The organism is Armatimonadota bacterium (genome assembly GCA_016789105.1).
Lineage (GTDB): Bacteria > Armatimonadota > Fimbriimonadia > Fimbriimonadales > Fimbriimonadaceae > UphvI-Ar2.
Window position 1 is genome coordinate 133,633 of sequence record JAEURN010000006.1, and the last position, 17,280, is coordinate 150,912.

16 protein-coding genes are annotated in these 17,280 nt (G+C 58.0%); 5 read left to right on the forward strand and 11 right to left on the reverse strand.

Going from position 1 to position 17,280, the window contains the following annotated elements; genetic code table 11:
- Positions 1-3 precede the first annotated feature (3 nt).
- Both JNM28_06305 and fliD read left to right on the forward strand, forming a co-directional pair.
- Entirely contained in the window at positions 4-876 is an 873-nt protein-coding gene (locus tag JNM28_06305) for an HDOD domain-containing protein (protein MBL8068041.1), read from the forward strand.
- 24 nt (positions 877-900) lie between these two features.
- On the forward strand, positions 901-3,132 hold the full coding sequence (gene fliD, locus JNM28_06310) for a flagellar filament capping protein FliD (GenBank protein ID MBL8068042.1): 2,232 nt from the start codon (positions 901-903) through the stop codon (positions 3,130-3,132).
- On the opposite strand, the gene JNM28_06315 is transcribed toward fliD, so the two are convergent.
- From JNM28_06315 to JNM28_06325, 3 genes are read right to left on the reverse strand one after another with little or no spacing between them, the layout of a single operon-like run.
- Positions 3,129-4,316: an ABC transporter permease gene (locus JNM28_06315; GenBank protein ID MBL8068043.1), complete on the reverse strand. Its 1,188-nt coding sequence runs from the start codon at positions 4,314-4,316 to the stop codon at positions 3,129-3,131. The two genes, fliD and JNM28_06315, sit on opposite strands and share 4 nt — an antisense overlap.
- A complete protein-coding gene (locus tag JNM28_06320) occupies positions 4,313-5,056 on the reverse strand; it encodes an ATP-binding cassette domain-containing protein (GenBank protein ID MBL8068044.1) in 744 nt (247 codons plus the stop codon). Before JNM28_06320 ends, JNM28_06315 begins: the two co-directional genes overlap by 4 nt.
- Entirely contained in the window at positions 5,031-5,801 is a 771-nt protein-coding gene (locus tag JNM28_06325; protein ID MBL8068045.1) for a TerC family protein, read from the reverse strand. The genes JNM28_06320 and JNM28_06325 overlap by 26 nt, the downstream gene beginning before the upstream one ends.
- A 92-nt stretch (positions 5,802-5,893) precedes the next feature.
- Between JNM28_06325 and JNM28_06330 the strand changes: the two genes are divergently transcribed.
- Positions 5,894-7,318 (forward strand): Gfo/Idh/MocA family oxidoreductase, encoded by a 1,425-nt coding sequence (locus JNM28_06330; GenBank protein ID MBL8068046.1) that lies wholly within the window; start codon positions 5,894-5,896, stop codon positions 7,316-7,318.
- Positions 7,319-7,420: 102 nt separating this feature from the next.
- Here the strand turns inward: JNM28_06330 and JNM28_06335 are convergent, their stop codons facing one another.
- From JNM28_06335 to nusA, 7 genes are all read right to left on the reverse strand, one after another.
- Entirely contained in the window at positions 7,421-8,032 is a 612-nt protein-coding gene (locus tag JNM28_06335; protein MBL8068047.1) for a hypothetical protein, read from the reverse strand.
- A gap of 70 nt (positions 8,033-8,102) precedes the next feature.
- Positions 8,103-9,683 (reverse strand): GAF domain-containing protein, encoded by a 1,581-nt coding sequence (locus tag JNM28_06340; protein ID MBL8068048.1) that lies wholly within the window; start codon positions 9,681-9,683, stop codon positions 8,103-8,105.
- Between the two features lie 9 nt (positions 9,684-9,692).
- Positions 9,693-10,919, reverse strand: a complete 1,227-nt coding sequence (locus tag JNM28_06345; protein MBL8068049.1) for an insulinase family protein — start codon at positions 10,917-10,919, stop codon at positions 9,693-9,695.
- A gap of 8 nt (positions 10,920-10,927) precedes the next feature.
- Complete coding sequence (locus tag JNM28_06350) at positions 10,928-11,716, reverse strand: fumarylacetoacetate hydrolase family protein (protein MBL8068050.1); 789 nt, start codon at positions 11,714-11,716, stop codon at positions 10,928-10,930.
- 12 nt (positions 11,717-11,728) lie between these two features.
- Positions 11,729-13,651: a translation initiation factor IF-2 gene (infB, locus tag JNM28_06355; protein MBL8068051.1), complete on the reverse strand. Its 1,923-nt coding sequence runs from the start codon at positions 13,649-13,651 to the stop codon at positions 11,729-11,731.
- Positions 13,652-13,662: 11 nt separating this feature from the next.
- Entirely contained in the window at positions 13,663-13,998 is a 336-nt protein-coding gene (locus JNM28_06360; GenBank protein ID MBL8068052.1) for a YlxR family protein, read from the reverse strand.
- Positions 13,905-14,984 carry a transcription termination/antitermination protein NusA gene (gene nusA / locus JNM28_06365; protein ID MBL8068053.1) on the reverse strand — a complete coding sequence of 360 codons (1,080 nt, stop codon included), beginning with the start codon at positions 14,982-14,984 and terminating at the stop codon, positions 13,905-13,907. Before nusA ends, JNM28_06360 begins: the two co-directional genes overlap by 94 nt.
- A gap of 676 nt (positions 14,985-15,660) precedes the next feature.
- Between nusA and JNM28_06370 the strand changes: the two genes are divergently transcribed.
- Both JNM28_06370 and JNM28_06375 read left to right on the forward strand, forming a co-directional pair.
- Positions 15,661-16,194 (forward strand): hypothetical protein, encoded by a 534-nt coding sequence (locus JNM28_06370; protein ID MBL8068054.1) that lies wholly within the window; start codon positions 15,661-15,663, stop codon positions 16,192-16,194.
- Complete coding sequence (locus JNM28_06375) at positions 16,176-16,790, forward strand: type II secretion system protein (GenBank protein ID MBL8068055.1); 615 nt, start codon at positions 16,176-16,178, stop codon at positions 16,788-16,790. The genes JNM28_06370 and JNM28_06375 overlap by 19 nt, the downstream gene beginning before the upstream one ends.
- Here JNM28_06375 and JNM28_06380 read toward each other — a convergent pair.
- On the reverse strand, positions 16,780-17,277 hold the full coding sequence (locus JNM28_06380; GenBank protein ID MBL8068056.1) for a DUF192 domain-containing protein: 498 nt from the start codon (positions 17,275-17,277) through the stop codon (positions 16,780-16,782). The genes JNM28_06375 and JNM28_06380 overlap by 11 nt on opposite strands.
- Positions 17,278-17,280 lie beyond the last annotated feature (3 nt).

The window sequence follows — 17,280 nt, forward strand, 5'->3', positions numbered from 1 at the left end:
AAAATGGCACTCAGATCGGAAAACATGCTCCTGCGGAGATATGTCGAAAAGGCGATGGTGGATTTGCCGGCATTGCCGACCGTCGTTTTGCAGGTTGTGCAAGCCACCGAAAAAGACACCGCGACAACCACGGAGATTGAAAGCATGTTGACGGCCGACGCGGCCATCACCACAAAACTCCTCAAAGTCGTCAACTCGGCGTATTTCGGTTTGCCTCGCCAAATCGTCAACGTCAACCAAACAATCGCGATTTTGGGGATGCACCAGGTTCGGAACCTTGTCATGAGCATCGGGGTGTTGAACGCCCTGAGCTCGCCGAGCCCCCGGATTCTGGAAGTGCAAAAGGCGTTTTGGCAGCACAGCTTTGCCTCGGCGACTTGTGCCGAATCCATCGCCAAAACCAAAGGTCTGCCCCGAAAGGACATCGAAACGGTGTTTATCGGCGGCCTGTTGCACGATGTCGGCCGGTTGTTCCTGTTCACGCTTTTCAACCTGCCTTACCAAGAAGTCCTCAAAGAGTCGATCAACCGAAAGGAACCGATTGAAAGCGTCGAAGCCCGGATTTTGGGAATCACCCACGCCCAGTTGGGAGGCATCCTGGCTGAAAAGTGGAACTTCCCGCAGGCCCTGATCGAGATGATCCAAGGACACGACACCATCCCCGATGTCGGCACTGTCCCGGATGGCGTTTATTGCACCCACATTGCTGACGCCATCGCAAACGAACTCGCGCCGGTCGACATCGTCGGCACACCAAGCCCGGTCAGCGGCAAGGCCTTGGCATGGCTTGGCCTTTCGGATGACGAGTTCGGCATCCTCAAACAACGCACGGCCGAACAAGTCGAGCTGGCCAAAGAGATGCTCGGCGTGATGTAGGCCAGGAACGCAGAGGATACGACCATGAGCATCAGCGGCCCCCAATCTGGAATCCGGTTCTCCGGGCTCGCTTCGGGAATCGATGTCGAAAGCATCATCACCCAGCTCGTTTCGCTGGAACAGGCGCCGATCCAGAGGTTGCGGGCCCAGTCTGCCCAAATCCAAGCCCGGCAAACGATATTCGGCCAGTTCAAATCCTCCCTTCAGGCATTTAACACGGCAGCGTCATCCCTCTCCATCCCGGCGGCCTTTTCACTCAACCAGGCCTCGGTGAGCGACGACACGCTCCTCGGCGTATCGGTGACGGATTCCGCCGTCCCGGGCACCTATGCCGTCAACGTCACGCAAATGGCCAAGGCACACAAGCTCACGAGTGCCGCACAGACCAACACAACTTCTGCGCTGGGATATGCCGGCGAATTCTTGGTCAACGGCAAAAAGGTCAGCGTGACCGCGGAAGACACCCTTGCGACAATCGCCGGAAAGGTGAACGCTCTTGGGATCGGGGTTTCGGCCAACGTTATCGATGGCGGTGCGGGCCAGGCGTACCTGGTGTTTGGCGCTTCCAAGACTGGCAAGGCGAACGAAATCCGCTTGACCGATGTCACCGGCGGGATTGCGCATGGGCTTGGGCTCATCAACAACCTCAAATCGATCCGCGACCTCAGTGGCACGGTTGCCTCATCCGCCTCGTTCACGTCCAGCTCGGCGAGCCTGGCCAACTTGACCGGTTCTTCAGTTTCCGGGAACCTCACCCTGGGAACGGACGTCATCGCCTTCGATACTGCGACCGACTCCCTTCAATCCTTGGCGGACAAGATCAACGCGACAGGGAACCACACGGCAAGCGTCGTGACCGAAAAAGTTGACGGCTCCGATGTTTTCCGGCTCAAGATCGATTCGTCAGCTTGGCCGGCCAACTATGCCGATCCCGCGAACCTCCTCGGGATTTTGGGGGTCACTAAAGATTGCATTTCCAACGAGGTTACGGCCGCGACCGACGCGTTGCTCACGGTTGATGGCGTCGCATTAAGCTCCGCCAGCAACACGCTCTCCAACGTTGTCGGGGGCATGACTTTGACCTTGAAGAAGGAAGGCTCTTCCTCTGTCCAAGTCAGCCAAGATAATTCGGCGATCAAGAAGAAGTTCACCGATTTCCAAAAGGCGTTCAACGACATCATCGGCTTCATCCGCAGCAACACCCAGTTGGATCCCGAAACCTACCAAACCGGGGCTCTTTTTGGCGATCAAAGCGTCACCCAAGTCGAATCGACGCTCAACACGATGCTGTTCGACAACCTGGGTACCGGCGCGTTCAAAACCCTCGCCGACATCGGGTTCTCACTCGATGACCAGGGCAAGCTCAAACTGGACGAAACTAAACTGGATTCTGCTATTGCCAACAAACTCCCAGATTTGAAGTCACTCATGGTGGCCTCGGGCAGCAGCATCAACCCGAGCATCAAATTTGTCAGCGGGGGCAGCCTTTCGGTGGCATCGGGGCCCGGCGGGTATGCCATCGACATCACGCAAGCCGCAACCAAAGGGACGGTTTCGGCGAATACGGCCTTCACAACAAATTCTTCCGTTGCCGAGACGCTGACTTTTGACGGGTCTTTGTTCGGCAGCGGGCCCGTGAACCTGTTTGTGCCAACAGGTAGCAGCCTCACGTCGCTCATCGACCTCATCAACAAAGACAGCCGCCTGAAAGACCTGGTCGTCGCCAGCAACGACGGCGGGAAGTTGAAGGTCGAAAGCAAACGGTTCGGCACAGCCGGGAATTTTTCTATCGTCAGCGACCAAGCCGAAGCCGCCGACAACTCGGGCATCGGTACGGGAGGCGGCGTCGCTGTTGCCGGCCTAGACGTCGCCGGGACCATCAACGGTGAGGCGGCAACCGGGAGCGGACAATTCCTGCTCGGCAAATCAGGGAACAAGACCACCGACGGACTCCAAATCCAATACACTGGCTCCTCCACCGGGAACGTCGGGGCTTTGGTGTACAACCGAGGTGTCGCGGCCATGGCCAATTACCGGGTGAACTCGTTCACCGATTCGGTGAACGGCCTCCTCACTTCGGTCGATAAAACCTACACGGATCAAATCCAGGACATCGACGACCGGATTTCCAGCTTGCAAAAGCTCATCAGCCTACGGGAAGAATCGCTCCGGAGCAAGTTTTTGGCGATGGAGCAGGCCATGAGCGCGGCCCAAGCTCAAGGCGCCCAGCTTTCCGCGATGCTGCGCAGCGGCTAAACCCGCAGGACGATCTCTTCCCGCCGGAACAGTTGGATCGAAACCCTGAGGAACACGGCCGCGAGCAACAGGTTCACCAACCAGACGGGCCAGTATTGAGCTGGGACGGCCGTGCCCAAAATCACCGCCTTGAGCAGCACCGCCGTGTTAAGTACGGGCACCCAGTTGACCCAAGCCGCGTGCTCCATCCCGGTGAAACCGATGATTTGGCTAAAAACGGCCGGCATGATGATCATGAAACTCATCAACCCCAAATAGGTTTGCGCCTCGCGGATGTTGCGCGCCCGGGCCGCTAACGACACCATTAGGCTCGCAAAAAACGCCACCAATGTGACAAGGGTCAGCGCGGCCAACGCCACTTGGCCGATCCCGATTTGGAGCCCGCTCGGGAAAAGGCCCGCCGAGATTGGCGTTTTCACCGTCCCGGCCAGGAAAACGCCGGCCAGGGTGGTCAGGCTTCCGATGAAACAAACCACCATGAGGGCGAGGATTTTGCCCAAAGCCACAGCCGCCCGGCGGACGGGGCTGACGAGCAGGGTTTCCATCGTGCCGCGCTCCTTTTCCCCCGCCACGAGGTCGGCCACAACGCTCATACCGCCATAAAATGCCCAAAGCACAATTAGGTAAGGCAGCAGACTGACAATCGATGAACCGGCAAGCCCTTGGTCTTTGGCAAAGTTGACCTCTTGGATCTTAAACGGTTCGGCCAGCCCGGGGTCGAGTTTGTGCTGTTCCAATGTTGCTCTGACCTGGGCCCGGTTCGCTTCGCCAAAGATGGCTTTCCACTTGCCCAACTCGATGGCGGAAAGGGGTTCTTGGTCGTTGTATCCCAGGCGCACCGGACGATCGGTTTTGCCTTCCTCCGCCGGCGGGATGTCCACAACCAGATCGACTTCCTTATCTTTGAGCTGCCTGATCCCGGACTCCCACGTGGCAACCGGCGTGATGACGAACAGGGGGCTGTCCTGCAGCTTGTCCAAGAATTTGTCGGCCGGGTCGCCAACGATGGCCACATGGGACGCCTTGGATCCGGTGACGCTGTTTTGGACCACGCCCATGATCATCACAAACAGGGCGACCATGAAGATTGGCATCACGATGCTGGCTTGCACCACCCGGCGGTCGCGCGCCATTTCGCGGAGTTCCTTTAAAAAGACGTGCTTGGTTCCCGTGCCCGTTGTCATGCCGCGCTCCCTGGATCGGAAATCAGTTGGAGGAACGCCAATTCGGCAGATTCTTGGCCGGTCGCCGCTTTGATTTCGGCTAATGTTCCGCTGCCGCGGACACGGCCCTGGTGGATCGCCGTCACACGGTCGGCCAACCGTTCGACTTCGTTCATGTTGTGAGTACTGAACACGATCGTCTTGCCATTTGAGCGGGCGGATTCCAGGAACTCGAGCACTGTTTGGGCAGCCAGGATGTCCAATCCGGCCGTTGGTTCATCGAATAACAGGACAGGCGGTCCATGGACGATGGCCCGGGCAATGGAGATCCGCTGTTTTTGACCCGTCGACATCCGGTCGCAAAGTTGGTCGGCAAACCCATGCGATTGCGTCTGCTCCAATGCGGATTGCACTCTGTCCCGGGATTCACTCCCAGCAAAACCGTACAGGCCGGCGAAATAGGCGAGCATCTCCCGGCCGGTCAAACGGCCGTAAAGGGCCGTCGAAGTGCTCAAAAATCCAATGGAGCTCCGAACCTGCGCCGCCTCCTGCAGAATGTCAAACCCGTTGAGGGCTGCAGTGCCGGAAGTCGGACGGATCACCGTCGAAAACATCCGGAGCAAGGTGGTCTTTCCCGCGCCGTTCACCCCGAGCAGCGCATGGATCTCGCCGGGATGCGCGGCAAAGTCCACGGCGTCCACCGCCAAGATCTCTTTGGCCCCATCCCGGAAACGCTTAGTGATCTGCTGGGTCTGAACCATCGGGCTCTCCCACGATACTCGGATCGCCGTGGAGTTTGACCGGCTTCCCGCGAGAAACCCGGATATTGAGGAGTTCGACAACCGTCGCGAAGGCCATGGCAAAGTAGGTGTAACCCTTGGGGATCTCCACGTGAAAACTCTCGGCAACCAAATTTATCCCGATCAAAATCAAAAACGCCAGGGCGAGCATTTTGATAGAAGGATGCCGCTCGACAAACGTGCCGATCGAATTGGCAAACGCCATCATGACCCCCACCGCAATGATGACGGCAGCCACCATCACCTCGATTTGTTTGGCCATGCCGACCGCGGTGATGACGCTATCCAGGCTGAAAACGATGTCCAAGACCATGATCTGCCCGATCACCGCAGCAAATCCCGCAGCCTTGATCGGCTTGGAACCGTCCTCATGGCCTTCCAGCTTGTGGTGGATTTCATGAACCGATTTCCACATGAGGAACAACCCCCCGCCTAGGAGAATCAGGTTTTTGCCTGTGCCCTCAAATGGTCCGACGTGGAACCACGGCACCGTCAGTTTCATCACCCAGCCAAGGCTGAGGAGCAAAACGACGCGGGTGATCAGCGCAGCCGCCAAACCCCACTGGCGAGCCTTTGCCCGTTGACCTTCTGGCAGTTTTCCGCTGAGGATCGAGATAAAAATGATGTTGTCGATGCCAAGGACAATTTCGAGGACAGCCAAGGTCAGCAACGAGATCCAAGTTTCGGGTTGGGCCAGCCATTCCATTGTCTACTCCCTGTTCTATTCGTTGCAGGAATGCCAGTCGATTCGCGCCTAGGCGGAAGTCCTGCCGAGTTTTAGTGCAGTGGGTGCGGGGAATGGGGGAGAATAGGGATATGCGACGACGAGATTTCTTGGCTGGCGCGGCAGCGGCCGGTTTTGGTGCCCTGACCGCGAACGCCCTCGGTCAATCCACTGCATCGGCCAAACAGTTGGCCCGGATCCCCGAACGGAAGGGCAAATCGGTTGCCGGGCTCCGGCACAAGCCGATGGAAAAAGTCCGGGTCGCGGTGATCGGTGTCGGTGCGCGGGGCAGCGGGCACGTCGTCCAACTCGCGGCCATCGAAGGGGTTGAGGTCAAGGCCATCTGCGACTTGTACAAGGACTGGGCGGACAACGCCGCCGCCAACGTCGTCAAAGCCGGACAGCCCGCGCCAACTTTGTACGTCGGCGACCCCTACGCCTACAAGGAGATGATGAAGCGCGACGACATCGATGCCGTTTTCATCGCTACCCCATGGCAGTGGCACACCCCAATGGCCTTGTGCGCCATGCAAAACGGCAAGCACGCCTTCACAGAAGTCCCGGCGGCCCTCACCCTCGATGAATGTTGGGCCTTGGTCGACACCGCCGAAGAAACCCAACTCCACTGCATGATGATGGAGAACGTCAACTACGGACGGGAAGAACTGATGGTGCTTAACATGGTCCGGATGGGGGCACTCGGCGAACTGTTGCACGGAGAGGCAGCCTACATCCATGACCTCCGAGGCCAGATGCACGAAGAACAGCGGGGAACCGGAAGCTGGCGAACTTTGGAATACATGAGCCGGAATGGGAATCTCTATCCCACCCACGGCCTGGGGCCGGTTTCGCAATATATGGACATCTGCCGTGGCGACCGGTTCGACTTCCTGAGTTCGGTGAGCTGCAACAGCCGGATGCGCGAGATCTACGCCCGCGAAAACTTCCCAGAAGGGCACAAATGGCGTCGCGGCAAGTTCGTCTGCGGCGATCTGAATACCTCCATCATCCGTACGGTCAAAGGCCGGACAGTCATGGTGCAATGGGACGAACAACTCCCACGTCCTTACACCCGCCACAACCTGATCCAGGGCACCAAGGGGTGCTGGGGCGGGTTCCCCGATCGGTTGACCATTGAAGGCAAATACAAAACGGCCGAGGGCAAGGTGGTCGGCACCGAGGATTGGATGGAAAATGGCGACCTGGATAAGGTGTATGCCGAATTCGACCATCCCCTCTACAAAAAGCAAGGGGAGCTGGCCAAAAAGATGGGCGGCCACGGGGGCATGGATTTCCTCATGCTCTGGCGGATCATCTATTGCCTCCGCAACGGCGAGCCGCTCGATCAGAATGTGTACGAATCGGTTTCTTGGAGCGCCGTCACCCCGCTCAGCGAATACAGTGTGGCTAACCGGGGGGCTTCGGTCGATTTCCCCGACTTCACACGCGGGAGCTGGAAAACCGACAAGCCTTTGGGGATCGTCGATCCGAAAGTTTAGGCTCCACCATTACTGCCGCAGCATCCACGGTAATTCCGGCTGAGTAGAGGCCCTGGTCTACCATTGACCAGGGCCGGCCAGTTCAGCGTTCTAAGGGCCGATTCACCGCCGACGGCGGCGGGCGAGGCACGCCAGAGGGGCGAGAAGAAGCAGGCTGACCGGCTCCGGGACGACGGTGCCCTCAATTTGGATCGTGTTGAGCAGCGCGGAATTCGACCATGTCGCGCCGCCATCGTTGGAGAAGACGTTTCCGGTTGCCGTTGCCCAACCCGAATACGCTTGGCTCGGCGAACTTGAAAGCCAATTCCAGCTGACATTAGACAAGGAGCGGGCTTCGATGAAGTACCGGGTGGAAGGCTGCATGACAAATACTGCGTCTGCCGTAAAGGTGTAGTCCGCCCGCCCATCGACAAACGCCGAAGTCGGTGTGAACGAGACGATCCAGTTTGTCGGGTGTCCGCCGAAATCCTCCCTCAATTCAAACACAACGTCGGATGCATTCGGCATCGAATTGGCGAAAAATTGCAGGTGCACTTGCAAGGAATCGATCCGCATCAGCTCCGACCCGGTGCTGAAGCCCACGGCCTTGTTTTGAGTCGTGGTGATCCCATTCCCGGAAATCTGGGATGTCTGGGGGTAGTTCGTCAAGATGATGTCGGCGTGGGACGATGCCCCAACGATCCCCAAGGCAACAACTGTCAGGATTCGGTTCATGATGCTCTCCAAATTGCCAATTGGCACTTAAACAGTATCACAATTGCCGGCCCAGCGGGGGAGAAATCTTTCACTCCGCCAACTGACGCGTAAACTTAACCTCGCACACCGTCCAACCAAGGCGGTTTTCGATTTTGAAAGTTCCGCCCAATGCGCCAGAAAGCGATCGGATGATCTGGAGTCCCAATTGCCCCCCTTGTACGGGGTCGAACTCTGCGGGGAGCGGGTCGCCATCGTTGCTGACCCAAATTCCGATTTCGCCATCTAGCTCTTCGATCGTGATGTGGATTTCGCCGCGGGCCGCTCGTTCGAACCCGTGTTCCACCGCGTTTTGGATCATCTCGTTGAGGATTAGGGCAACTTGCGTTGCTTGATTGGTGTTGAGGTGGACATCGTCGCCGCGCACGCTGAACCGGATCGATTTACCCGGCATGATGAACGACTGTTGCTGGTGGTGTCCCAAGGTTTCGGCAATATGCTTCAGGCTGACGTGGTCCAAGTCGTCCCGGCTCAGCAGCTCGTGAACGGCGGCAATGGCTTGGATGCGCGAGAGGGAATCCTGCAGGGCCTCTTCCATAGATTTGTAATGTGATTGCCGGAGTTGCAGGCGCAGGAGGGAAGCGACTTGTTGCAGGTTGTTTTTGACCCGGTGGTGCATCTCCTGCATCAGCGTGTTGCGAACCTGGAGCCGGGTGTGTTCGATGCTTACGGCCGCTTGCTTGGCCAATGTTTCCAAAATGGAAATCTCATCTTCTCCGAATTGGCGGATTTCGCCGGTGTAGCAACTCATCACGCCGACTGGGCGGTTTTGCACGATCAGTGGGATGCAGACCATGCTCCGGAGTCCCTGTTCTTCGGCCAGGTCGTGTCCGATGTAGTCCGCCTCATGCCGGACATCGTCGATAAAAACGGGTTTGCGCAACTGGATCGCCTTGCCGGCAATGCTCTCGCCCAGCTTGATGGCCCGCTTCCGCTGGTACGCCTTGTTTGTGGCCTGGGTGGCGCGCAAAATGAGTTCGCCTCGCTCTGCATCCAACAGGCGCACGGTCACCACCCGGTAGTTGAAGCGCTTTGCCGTCAGGTTCACCAACAACTGCAAAACCTCTTCCAGATAAGGCGATTCGGTAAGAGAGCGGGCTACCTCGCTGAGGGCATCCAGTTTGTTGAGGTGGGAACCGCTTGCAAACCCCGCTTGGAACCCGGCAAGGGCCGACATGGCCCTGTGGACTGCCAACTCCAATTCCGGATCCTCAAGGTCGTCTGCCGGCCAAAGACCCCGTTTGCGCAAAAAAACGACCCCGGAGTTGTCTTCGGAGGAACGGTAGGGGATGATCCGGGCAGAAACGAATTCCGGGAGGTCGAACTCCTCGACATGCCGGCTTTCATGGTGGGAAGGCAAGTCGCTTTCGATGTCGATCTTTCGGCCGCTCGTGTAGGCCCGGCCGGCCAACCCGACTCCTTTGGCAAGCCGGATACGCTCGATGAGCTCAGGGTCGAATGTGCTGGCGGCCAACACCAGCCCCCCACCTGGGGAAGCCGTCAAGATGTCGCAGGCATCGGCTTTGGCAAGCCCTTTCAAAAACTGGGCCGCATGCGCCAAACGTTCGCGCTCATTTGCGCACTCCGCCCAAGCCTCGAACAGCCGCTTCATGGCGGTAGTTTAGGCCGGGCCGATGGCGGTTGTGCGCATTTGGGCCGGATCGAACAGGCGTTGGGCCAGACCTTGAACCTGATCCCGGGTGACCGCGTTGATTTTTGCGACTGTCTCTTCGACCGGGATTTGACGGCCATAGACCAATTCGTTCTTAGCCATCCGTTGCATCCTGGCCGATGTGCTTTCCAGGCCTAACACCATGTTGCCAGCGATCTGGCGCTGGACCTTGGCCACCTCATCGGCAGAGGGCCCTTCGGACATCATCTTGTCCAGCTCGGTGCGGACGACATCTTGAACCTGTCCCCAGGTTTTCGGCCCCGTTCCGCCATAAATCGTGAAGGCTCCACCCGCCGTGTAACTCAGCATATAGCTGCCGATGGCGTAAACCAACCCCCGTTTCTCGCGGACTTCTTGGAACAGGCGGCTGCTCATCCCCCCGCCGAGGACTCCATCGAGCACCACGAGCGTGTAAAAGTCGTCGTCATAGTAGTTCATGCCGCTTGTGCCGATGCAGAAATGAACCTGCTCGACCTCTTTGGCGACATAGTTCGTTCCAGCATGGGGCTCGGGCCGGGCTTTAGGGGTTTCTTCCGAGGCCGGCTTTAAATGTCCCAGATTGACTCCTGCCCAGTTTGCAAACTCCTGGTGGTCGACTTTGCCGGCGGCCGCCACCATGACGGTGCCCGCGTGGTATCGCCGATCCATGTAGGTGGCAAGGTCGTCTCGGGTGAAAGCGCCGACCGACTCTTTGGTGCCAATGATGGAAAGGCCATATTCGCTTTGCGGCCACAAACCTTGGATGTGGAGATCGTGGACGTGGTCGCCGGGTTCGTCTTCGCCCCGCTTGATCTCCTCGATCACTACCCCCTTTTCGCGCTCCAGCTCTTCTGGGTCGAGCAGGGCATTGGCGACCATGTCGCTGAGGACGTCGAACCCGACCCCGCAATCGTCAGCCAGGACGCGGCAGTAGTAGCACGTTCGCTCTTTGTCCGTGAAGGCATTGAGCATCCCGCCGCGCCCCTCGATCGCCTCGGCGATTTGTTGGCTGGAGCGTTTGGGAGTGCCCTTGAAAAGCATGTGCTCGATAAAGTGGGTGATCCCCGCTTCGCCCTCTTGTTCATGGGTTGAACCGGTGGCGCACCAGATGCCGATGCTGGCGCTGCCGACATGCGGGAGGTTTTCGGTCAGGACGCGAACCCCGTTGGGAAGCACGGATTTTTGGATAGGTTCCATAAGAGTGATCAGCCGACGGTGCTGGTGACCGCCCCAAGGTTTTCAACAACCACCCGGATCTTGTCGCCGGGCTCCAACTGGCGGCCCAAGGGTGTGGACTCCAGGTCTGGCAAGGGAAGCGGGGGCCAAGCGACCACCTCGCCCGTGCCCATCGGGGACCGCAGGCTGGCCCGTTGCAACAGGTCGTAGAATTCCACGTCGAAAGCGTAGGCCACTTCTTCGACAATCGGGACGTTGTTCACATACAAGCTGTAAACAAATTGAAAAGCCGATTTGGTCTCGCGGACCAAATAGCCGCTCAGTTCCTCCGGCGTGACCAAGAAGGGGGAGAGCAATGCGCCGATATCGTGGCTTTCTGTCCATACCCCGGGGCTTAAACCGGCTTCTTGTTGAAGCGACCGGTCGGTGAAGCAGAGCAGGAAGGTGTAGCCCAACAGATACCGCTCGGCCTCGTTCCGATCGATCATCTGGTCGCCGTCTTGCAACACTCCGGCGATCCGGAGTTCAATCCCCAACTGCTCCACTTGGGGCGGCATGGAAAGCGATTCGTTCGTCCCCTTGAGCTGGGCGGGGTTCATAAAGAAGTAGCTCAAAATAAACTCGCCCGGGGAAACCTCGGTTTCTTCAAAGAGCCGGACGGCTGGCGGTTGGCCGATCGGCGAGAGGAAAACCACATTGGCCGGGTCGTGGATGCCGGCGGCCGAAGTGCCGTCGGTTTCGTAAATTTTGCCTTCGTGGTAGACGCCGGTGCGCGGATCGTCGGCCCGGTTGGCAACAAGGAAGCGGCAAAGTTTCACTTGACGGCCACCTTAATCGATCTGCACCATATCGTAGGCTTCGACGACGTCGCCTTCTTTGAACTCGTCCCAGTTCACAAACCGGAGTCCGCAATCTTGGCCGGCGAACATCTCGCGCACATCTTGTTTGACGTTGCGCAGAGATTCGACCGTCCCTTCGTAAACCAGTTCGCCGCCCCGGGTGACCCGCACCTTGTCGTTGCGCAAGATTTTGCCATCGGTGACGTGCGAACCTGCGACCTTGCCCGCCTTGGTGAGCTTGAACACGGCCCGGATTTCGACGGTGCCGTGGTAATCCTCTTCGAACTTGGGTTCGAGCATCCCCTTGACGGCAGCTTCGATATCCTCGATCAGTTCATAGATGATTGTGTAGGTTCGGATTTCGACCTTTTGGCGGTCGGCTTCGGTTTTGGCTTTGGGTTCCGGTTTGACGTTGAATCCCACGCAGATCGCATTTGCGGTGCTGGCGAGCAAGATGTCGGATTCGGTGACGCTCCCCACCCCGGCATGCAGGATTTTGACGTTCACTTCCTCGTTCTCGATTTTTTCGATAAGGCCCCGGACGGCTTCGACCGAGCCTTGGACGTCGGCCTTGATGATGAGATTGAGATCCTTAACGTCGCTCCCGGCCAAGTGTTTGCGCAAGTCGCGCAGGCTCAGCTTCTTTTTAGCGCCAGTGTTGAGGCGTGCCTTGGCTTGGTCGGCCCTTTCATTGGCGACTTCGCGGGCTTCCCGCTCATCATGGGCGTATTCAACCGGATCGCCAGCCCCCGGGACTTCATTCAGCCCCAGGATCTCGACCGGCTGGCTTGGGCCTGCTGATTTGACCCGCTCGCCGGCGTAGTCGGTCATGGCTTTGATCTTGCCCCAGGTCTGGCCGACGACGACCACGTCTCCGACCTTCAATGTGCCGTTTTCGACTAAGACGGTAGCCACCGGGCCGCGACCCTTTTCCAACTGGGCTTCGATGACGACACCGTGAAACTCCGCCTTGGGGTTGGCCTTGAGTTCCAGGACTTCGGCCTGGAGGAGAATCATTTCCAACAGATGGGGGACACCTTCGCCAGTGTGGGCGCTGACGGGGCAGACGATGACGTCGCCGCCATAGGCCTCGGGCACCAATTCATGCTGGGGCAGGGCCATCAAAACCTTGTCCACGTTGGCGGAAGGCTTGTCGATTTTGTTGACGGCGACGATGATTGGAACCTTCGCGTTTTTGGCGTGGGAAATCGCTTCTTGGGTTTGGGGCATGATGCCGTCGTCGGCGGCGACCACCAAAATCGCGATGTCCGTGACCTGGGCTCCCCGCGCCCGCATGGCCGTGAACGCGGCGTGGCCCGGAGTGTCCAAAAACGTGATCGTCCCTTCTGGCAAGTTCACCTGGTAGGCCCCAATATGCTGGGTGATCCCGCCGTGCTCTTTACTGACGACATTCGCCTTGCGGATGTAGTCGAGCAGGCTAGTTTTGCCGTGGTCGACATGGCCAAGAATGGTGACGACAGGGGGACGGATGATCTCCCCGTTAGAGTCGGCAGCCGGCTTGGCCGCCGAAGCGGACTTGGCTTTGGGGGCCGCATCTTCCCATCGGACGGACTTGCCGAATTCGGAAACGACCTGGGCGGTCAGGTCGTCGGCCAACACCGTGGTCAGGGTGGCCATCGTCTTGAACTTCTTGATGAGGGTCAAGACGACTTCTTTGTCGGGGACACCCAATGCGGCGGCGATATCGCGTGGCGTCCTGCCTCGGGGCATGGCGATGCCGTCGGCCGAATCAGCCGCGTGTTCGGAAACCGACTCTTTGATGAACTCGAGGGTTTCCCCGTCGGCTTCAAACGTGTTGTCTTCAACGGCGACCTCAAGATCCGCAAGAACCTCAAGCACGGCCGATGGGGACGCACCGAGTTCCTTGGCAAGCTCGTTGACGTTGATGGGCATTCGGATTGACTTTACCTCTGTTGGCATAACGTGGATTGAACTGCGGCTTCGAGCACTTCGCCCGAGACTGGTTGCCGGAGCGCCCGGCTGGCACTGCGTGCGTGCACCGCCCGGCGGCAATTCTCGCCCGGGCAAATGTAAAAACTCCTTCCTTGCGGCGATTTGGCGTTGAGCGCCAACCCCCCGTCAGGGCCGATGGAAAGCCGGAGCAGGTCCCTTTGGGGTCGCCGGCTCCGGCAAGCGATGCATGTCCTTATGGGCTCGGAGATGGGTCCCCGCTCCCCTGGGTTCGCGCCGCCGCTTTTTCTTGGTTGGCCTGCTCCTCGCTGCGGATGTCGATCTTCCATTCCGTTAGACGGGCAGCAAGCCGCACGTTTTGGCCGCCGCGACCGATGGCCAGGCTGAGTTGGTTGTCTGGCACCACGACGTAGGCGCTCTTTTCCTCTTCGTTCATGCGGATGGAGTTGACTTTTGCCGGGCTGAGGGCGTTGACGATGAAGGTCTTGGGCTCGCTGCTCCACGGCACGACGTCGATTTTTTCGGGCCGGAGTTCGTCCATCAGGACTTGGATCCGCGACCCGCGTTGGCCGACGCATGCGCCGACGGCGTCGATCCGCTCATCGTGGCTGATGACCGCGATTTTGCTCCGTTGGCCTGGCTCCCGGGCGATCGACATGATCTCGACGACGCCTTCGGCGATTTCGGGCACTTCCTGCTCAAGCAGCTTCCGCAAAAGGTTCGGGTGGCTCCGGCTGGCGATGACCTGGAAACCCCGGCGGTCTTCTTCAATTTTGAGGACGAGGACGCGCATGCGCTCTTGGGGGCGGTAATCGTCTGTCCCCACCTGTTCGCGCTTGGGCAATACGACCTCTTTGCGGTCGACCTGGAGCAAGACGTTGCCTTCTTCGCGGCGCATTACGATCCCGCTCATCACCTCGCCGACCCGGTCGCTGAACTGGTCGTGCAGCTTGCGCAACTCGGCTTCCCGGATCTTTTGCTGCAACACCTGTTTAAAGGTCTGCGCCGCGATCCGGCCAAAGGTGTTGGGGTCGACTTCCAGCGGCAGGAAGTCCCCGATTTGCGCATCGGCTTTGTATTTCTGCGCCACCTGGATGCTGACTTGAAGGCTGGGTTCCAGAACCTCGCCGACAACCTCTTTCTCGATCACCGCACCGCTCGGCACCGAATTGTCCAGCCGCAGGACCACCTCGCCTTGGACTGCCTTATACTTTTTGTATGCCACGGCCAGGGCTGTCTCAAGCTCGGTTCTGAGCTCTTCTGTTGAGAGGTCCCGTTCGTTTGCGATTTGTTGGAGCTGTTGAAGGATATCCATGGTGCGCCGTCCTTTTTTGACTCCCGGCCCGTGCCCCGCATAACAAAAAAGGCGACCTATGCGGCCACCCGTTTGATGCGGACTCCTGCCTGGTTGTAACCGTATTGTAGCATTTTCTTCTGGATTCCCCTGGTTCCCTTAATTAGGACCGGATTCCTTTGTACAATCTGCATATGAGGCTTCCTGCTCTTACCCCCCCTCATCGCCGTTCTCACTCCACCAGCGCTCGCTCTGAATTCGAATGGTGAATTTCCTTTGTTGCCAATGTCTCACTCTGGTTTGACTTCCGATGCCTCATGCAGTAGCCAGAAAGTAACTGCCGTCGGCCCGAGCGACATTTCGCCTGAACTCATGTTCAAGATGATCTCGCTGGATTACGATGCTGCAACTGAATCCACGCCCGCATGCCCAACGGATTGCACAGAGCAGACGTGGACTTGGAACGCCTGTATCAGAGTTCAAGATAATCCGTTACTCTGTGTTAAGTGGACGCATGGTGTTCATGTTTACTATTGTTCAGGTGCCACCTACTACAATTGCGACGGGTTTTCTTGGGTGAATACCGGTATTTACTGCGAGAACACTTCTCGACCTGGAGTCTTGGGGTGCAACCCGACCAATCCTAGCGAATTGCCTCAAGGTTGCGTTCCGCCTGTCCTCAGCGGGTGGGAATATTGTGATTAGCCTGAGAACCCTCAGTTCCAGCAATCCAAGAAGCAACTGGGTGACAAGGGTTTCCCTGGCGGTTTCCTGCTCGGCCTTGTCGATCTCACTCTTCGCCTATCTCGCCAAGGCGGTTCTCGATGTCCCCTTCCAAGTCATGGCTCGCAACGCGGCGGGGCTGAGACCCTTGCCGTTTCGGGAATCTTTCCAGTTTGCAACGGCATGGCAAGGGGCAACATGGAATGTGATGGCCTGGTGGCTGGCTTTGTGCATCGCCGGAAGCTCTATAACATTACTGATCGATCCGAGTCCATCCATAAAGAATGTCGCCAAGAGGATGGGATGGGCTTTCCTCATTTCGGCTAGTTGTTATTGGATTTATCCCTACGCGGTAAACCCGAAGCCTTGGCGAGTTGTTGGCGACTTGGGAACTGCTTATCACATCGTATACCACATGCCGCTCGTGCTGGCGACGGTTCTCGGCGCCCTTTTGGCCGGAACGTACTACTTAGGTTTTGAAAGGTTGATATGGAAAGAAGAGCTCTAACCCTCCCCGAACTCCTGGTCGTTGTGACAATCGTTGCCGTCCTTGCCAGGCTCCTGATGCCCGTATTCGCATCGGCCCGCAAACGGGCTCTGATCGGCGTTTCAACTTCGAACCTCAGGCAACTCGCGCAGGCTCAGAACTTGTATCTGGCTGATTCGGATGGCCGGGAACCAGTGGATTTGCAGGCCGTCGACCCTTATGTCAAGGAAGACCGCATTTATCTTTCACCCCTCGACCCTGAAATGGGTTTCAACATGAAGTTGACAAAGAAGTTTGGCAAACCGGTCTCCTATTTCTGGTCGAACAGCTACTTGGGGCACTTCGGCGGTGATTTATCCGATGTTGCCGTTTTTGTGGACGTTTTGATCGGGGAACAAGTGAGGACTCAAGCGCCAGGGCAGCTGGGCTCTTACAAAGGCAACGTCCTCCGGGCCATGCGCGATACGTCCGTCAAATCCAAACCGGTGCCCCACAAATGTGCCGATGCGGGCGGCGGCCAGCTTGTCGGACGGCCGTTTTGGGTTGTGTTCACCGACCGACCGTGCCCGCCGGGGATTTGCCCCGCAGGAAGCACCGATTGCGAACCTAGTCCTTAGATTTGACCGTGCTGGGGATTTGGACCATATCCCCGATTTGGATGAGGTTCTTCCTCAAAAATCCGGCTTTGAGCTCGATCGCATACTTCGCCATGCCATGCGAACTGTAATCGGTCGTCTCGTCCAAGGCTTTCATCGTGTAGGTGCTTAAAATCTTGCCCGATTCGCTGACATAGGCGATGTCGAGCGGCACCAAGGTGTTGCGCATCCAAAATCGCAGTTCCTGGCCCCGGCTGAACACAAAAATCATGCCTTGCTTCTCAGTCCAGTCTTCGTCCTTAAGGAACATCATCCCCTCGGCCCGCTTCATGTCCTCATCCATGACCCAACAGGTCACCGGGGTCTTTTCTCGGAACGTGATCTTGGTGGTGGCCAAATCCTTCAGCTGGAAATAGCGCTGCGAAACAAATCGCGGTTCTTGTCCCGTTTGACCGGCGGGCTGTCCTTGGGGGTTTTGGGCGAGGAAGAGGAGGAGGCTGGCGAACATGGG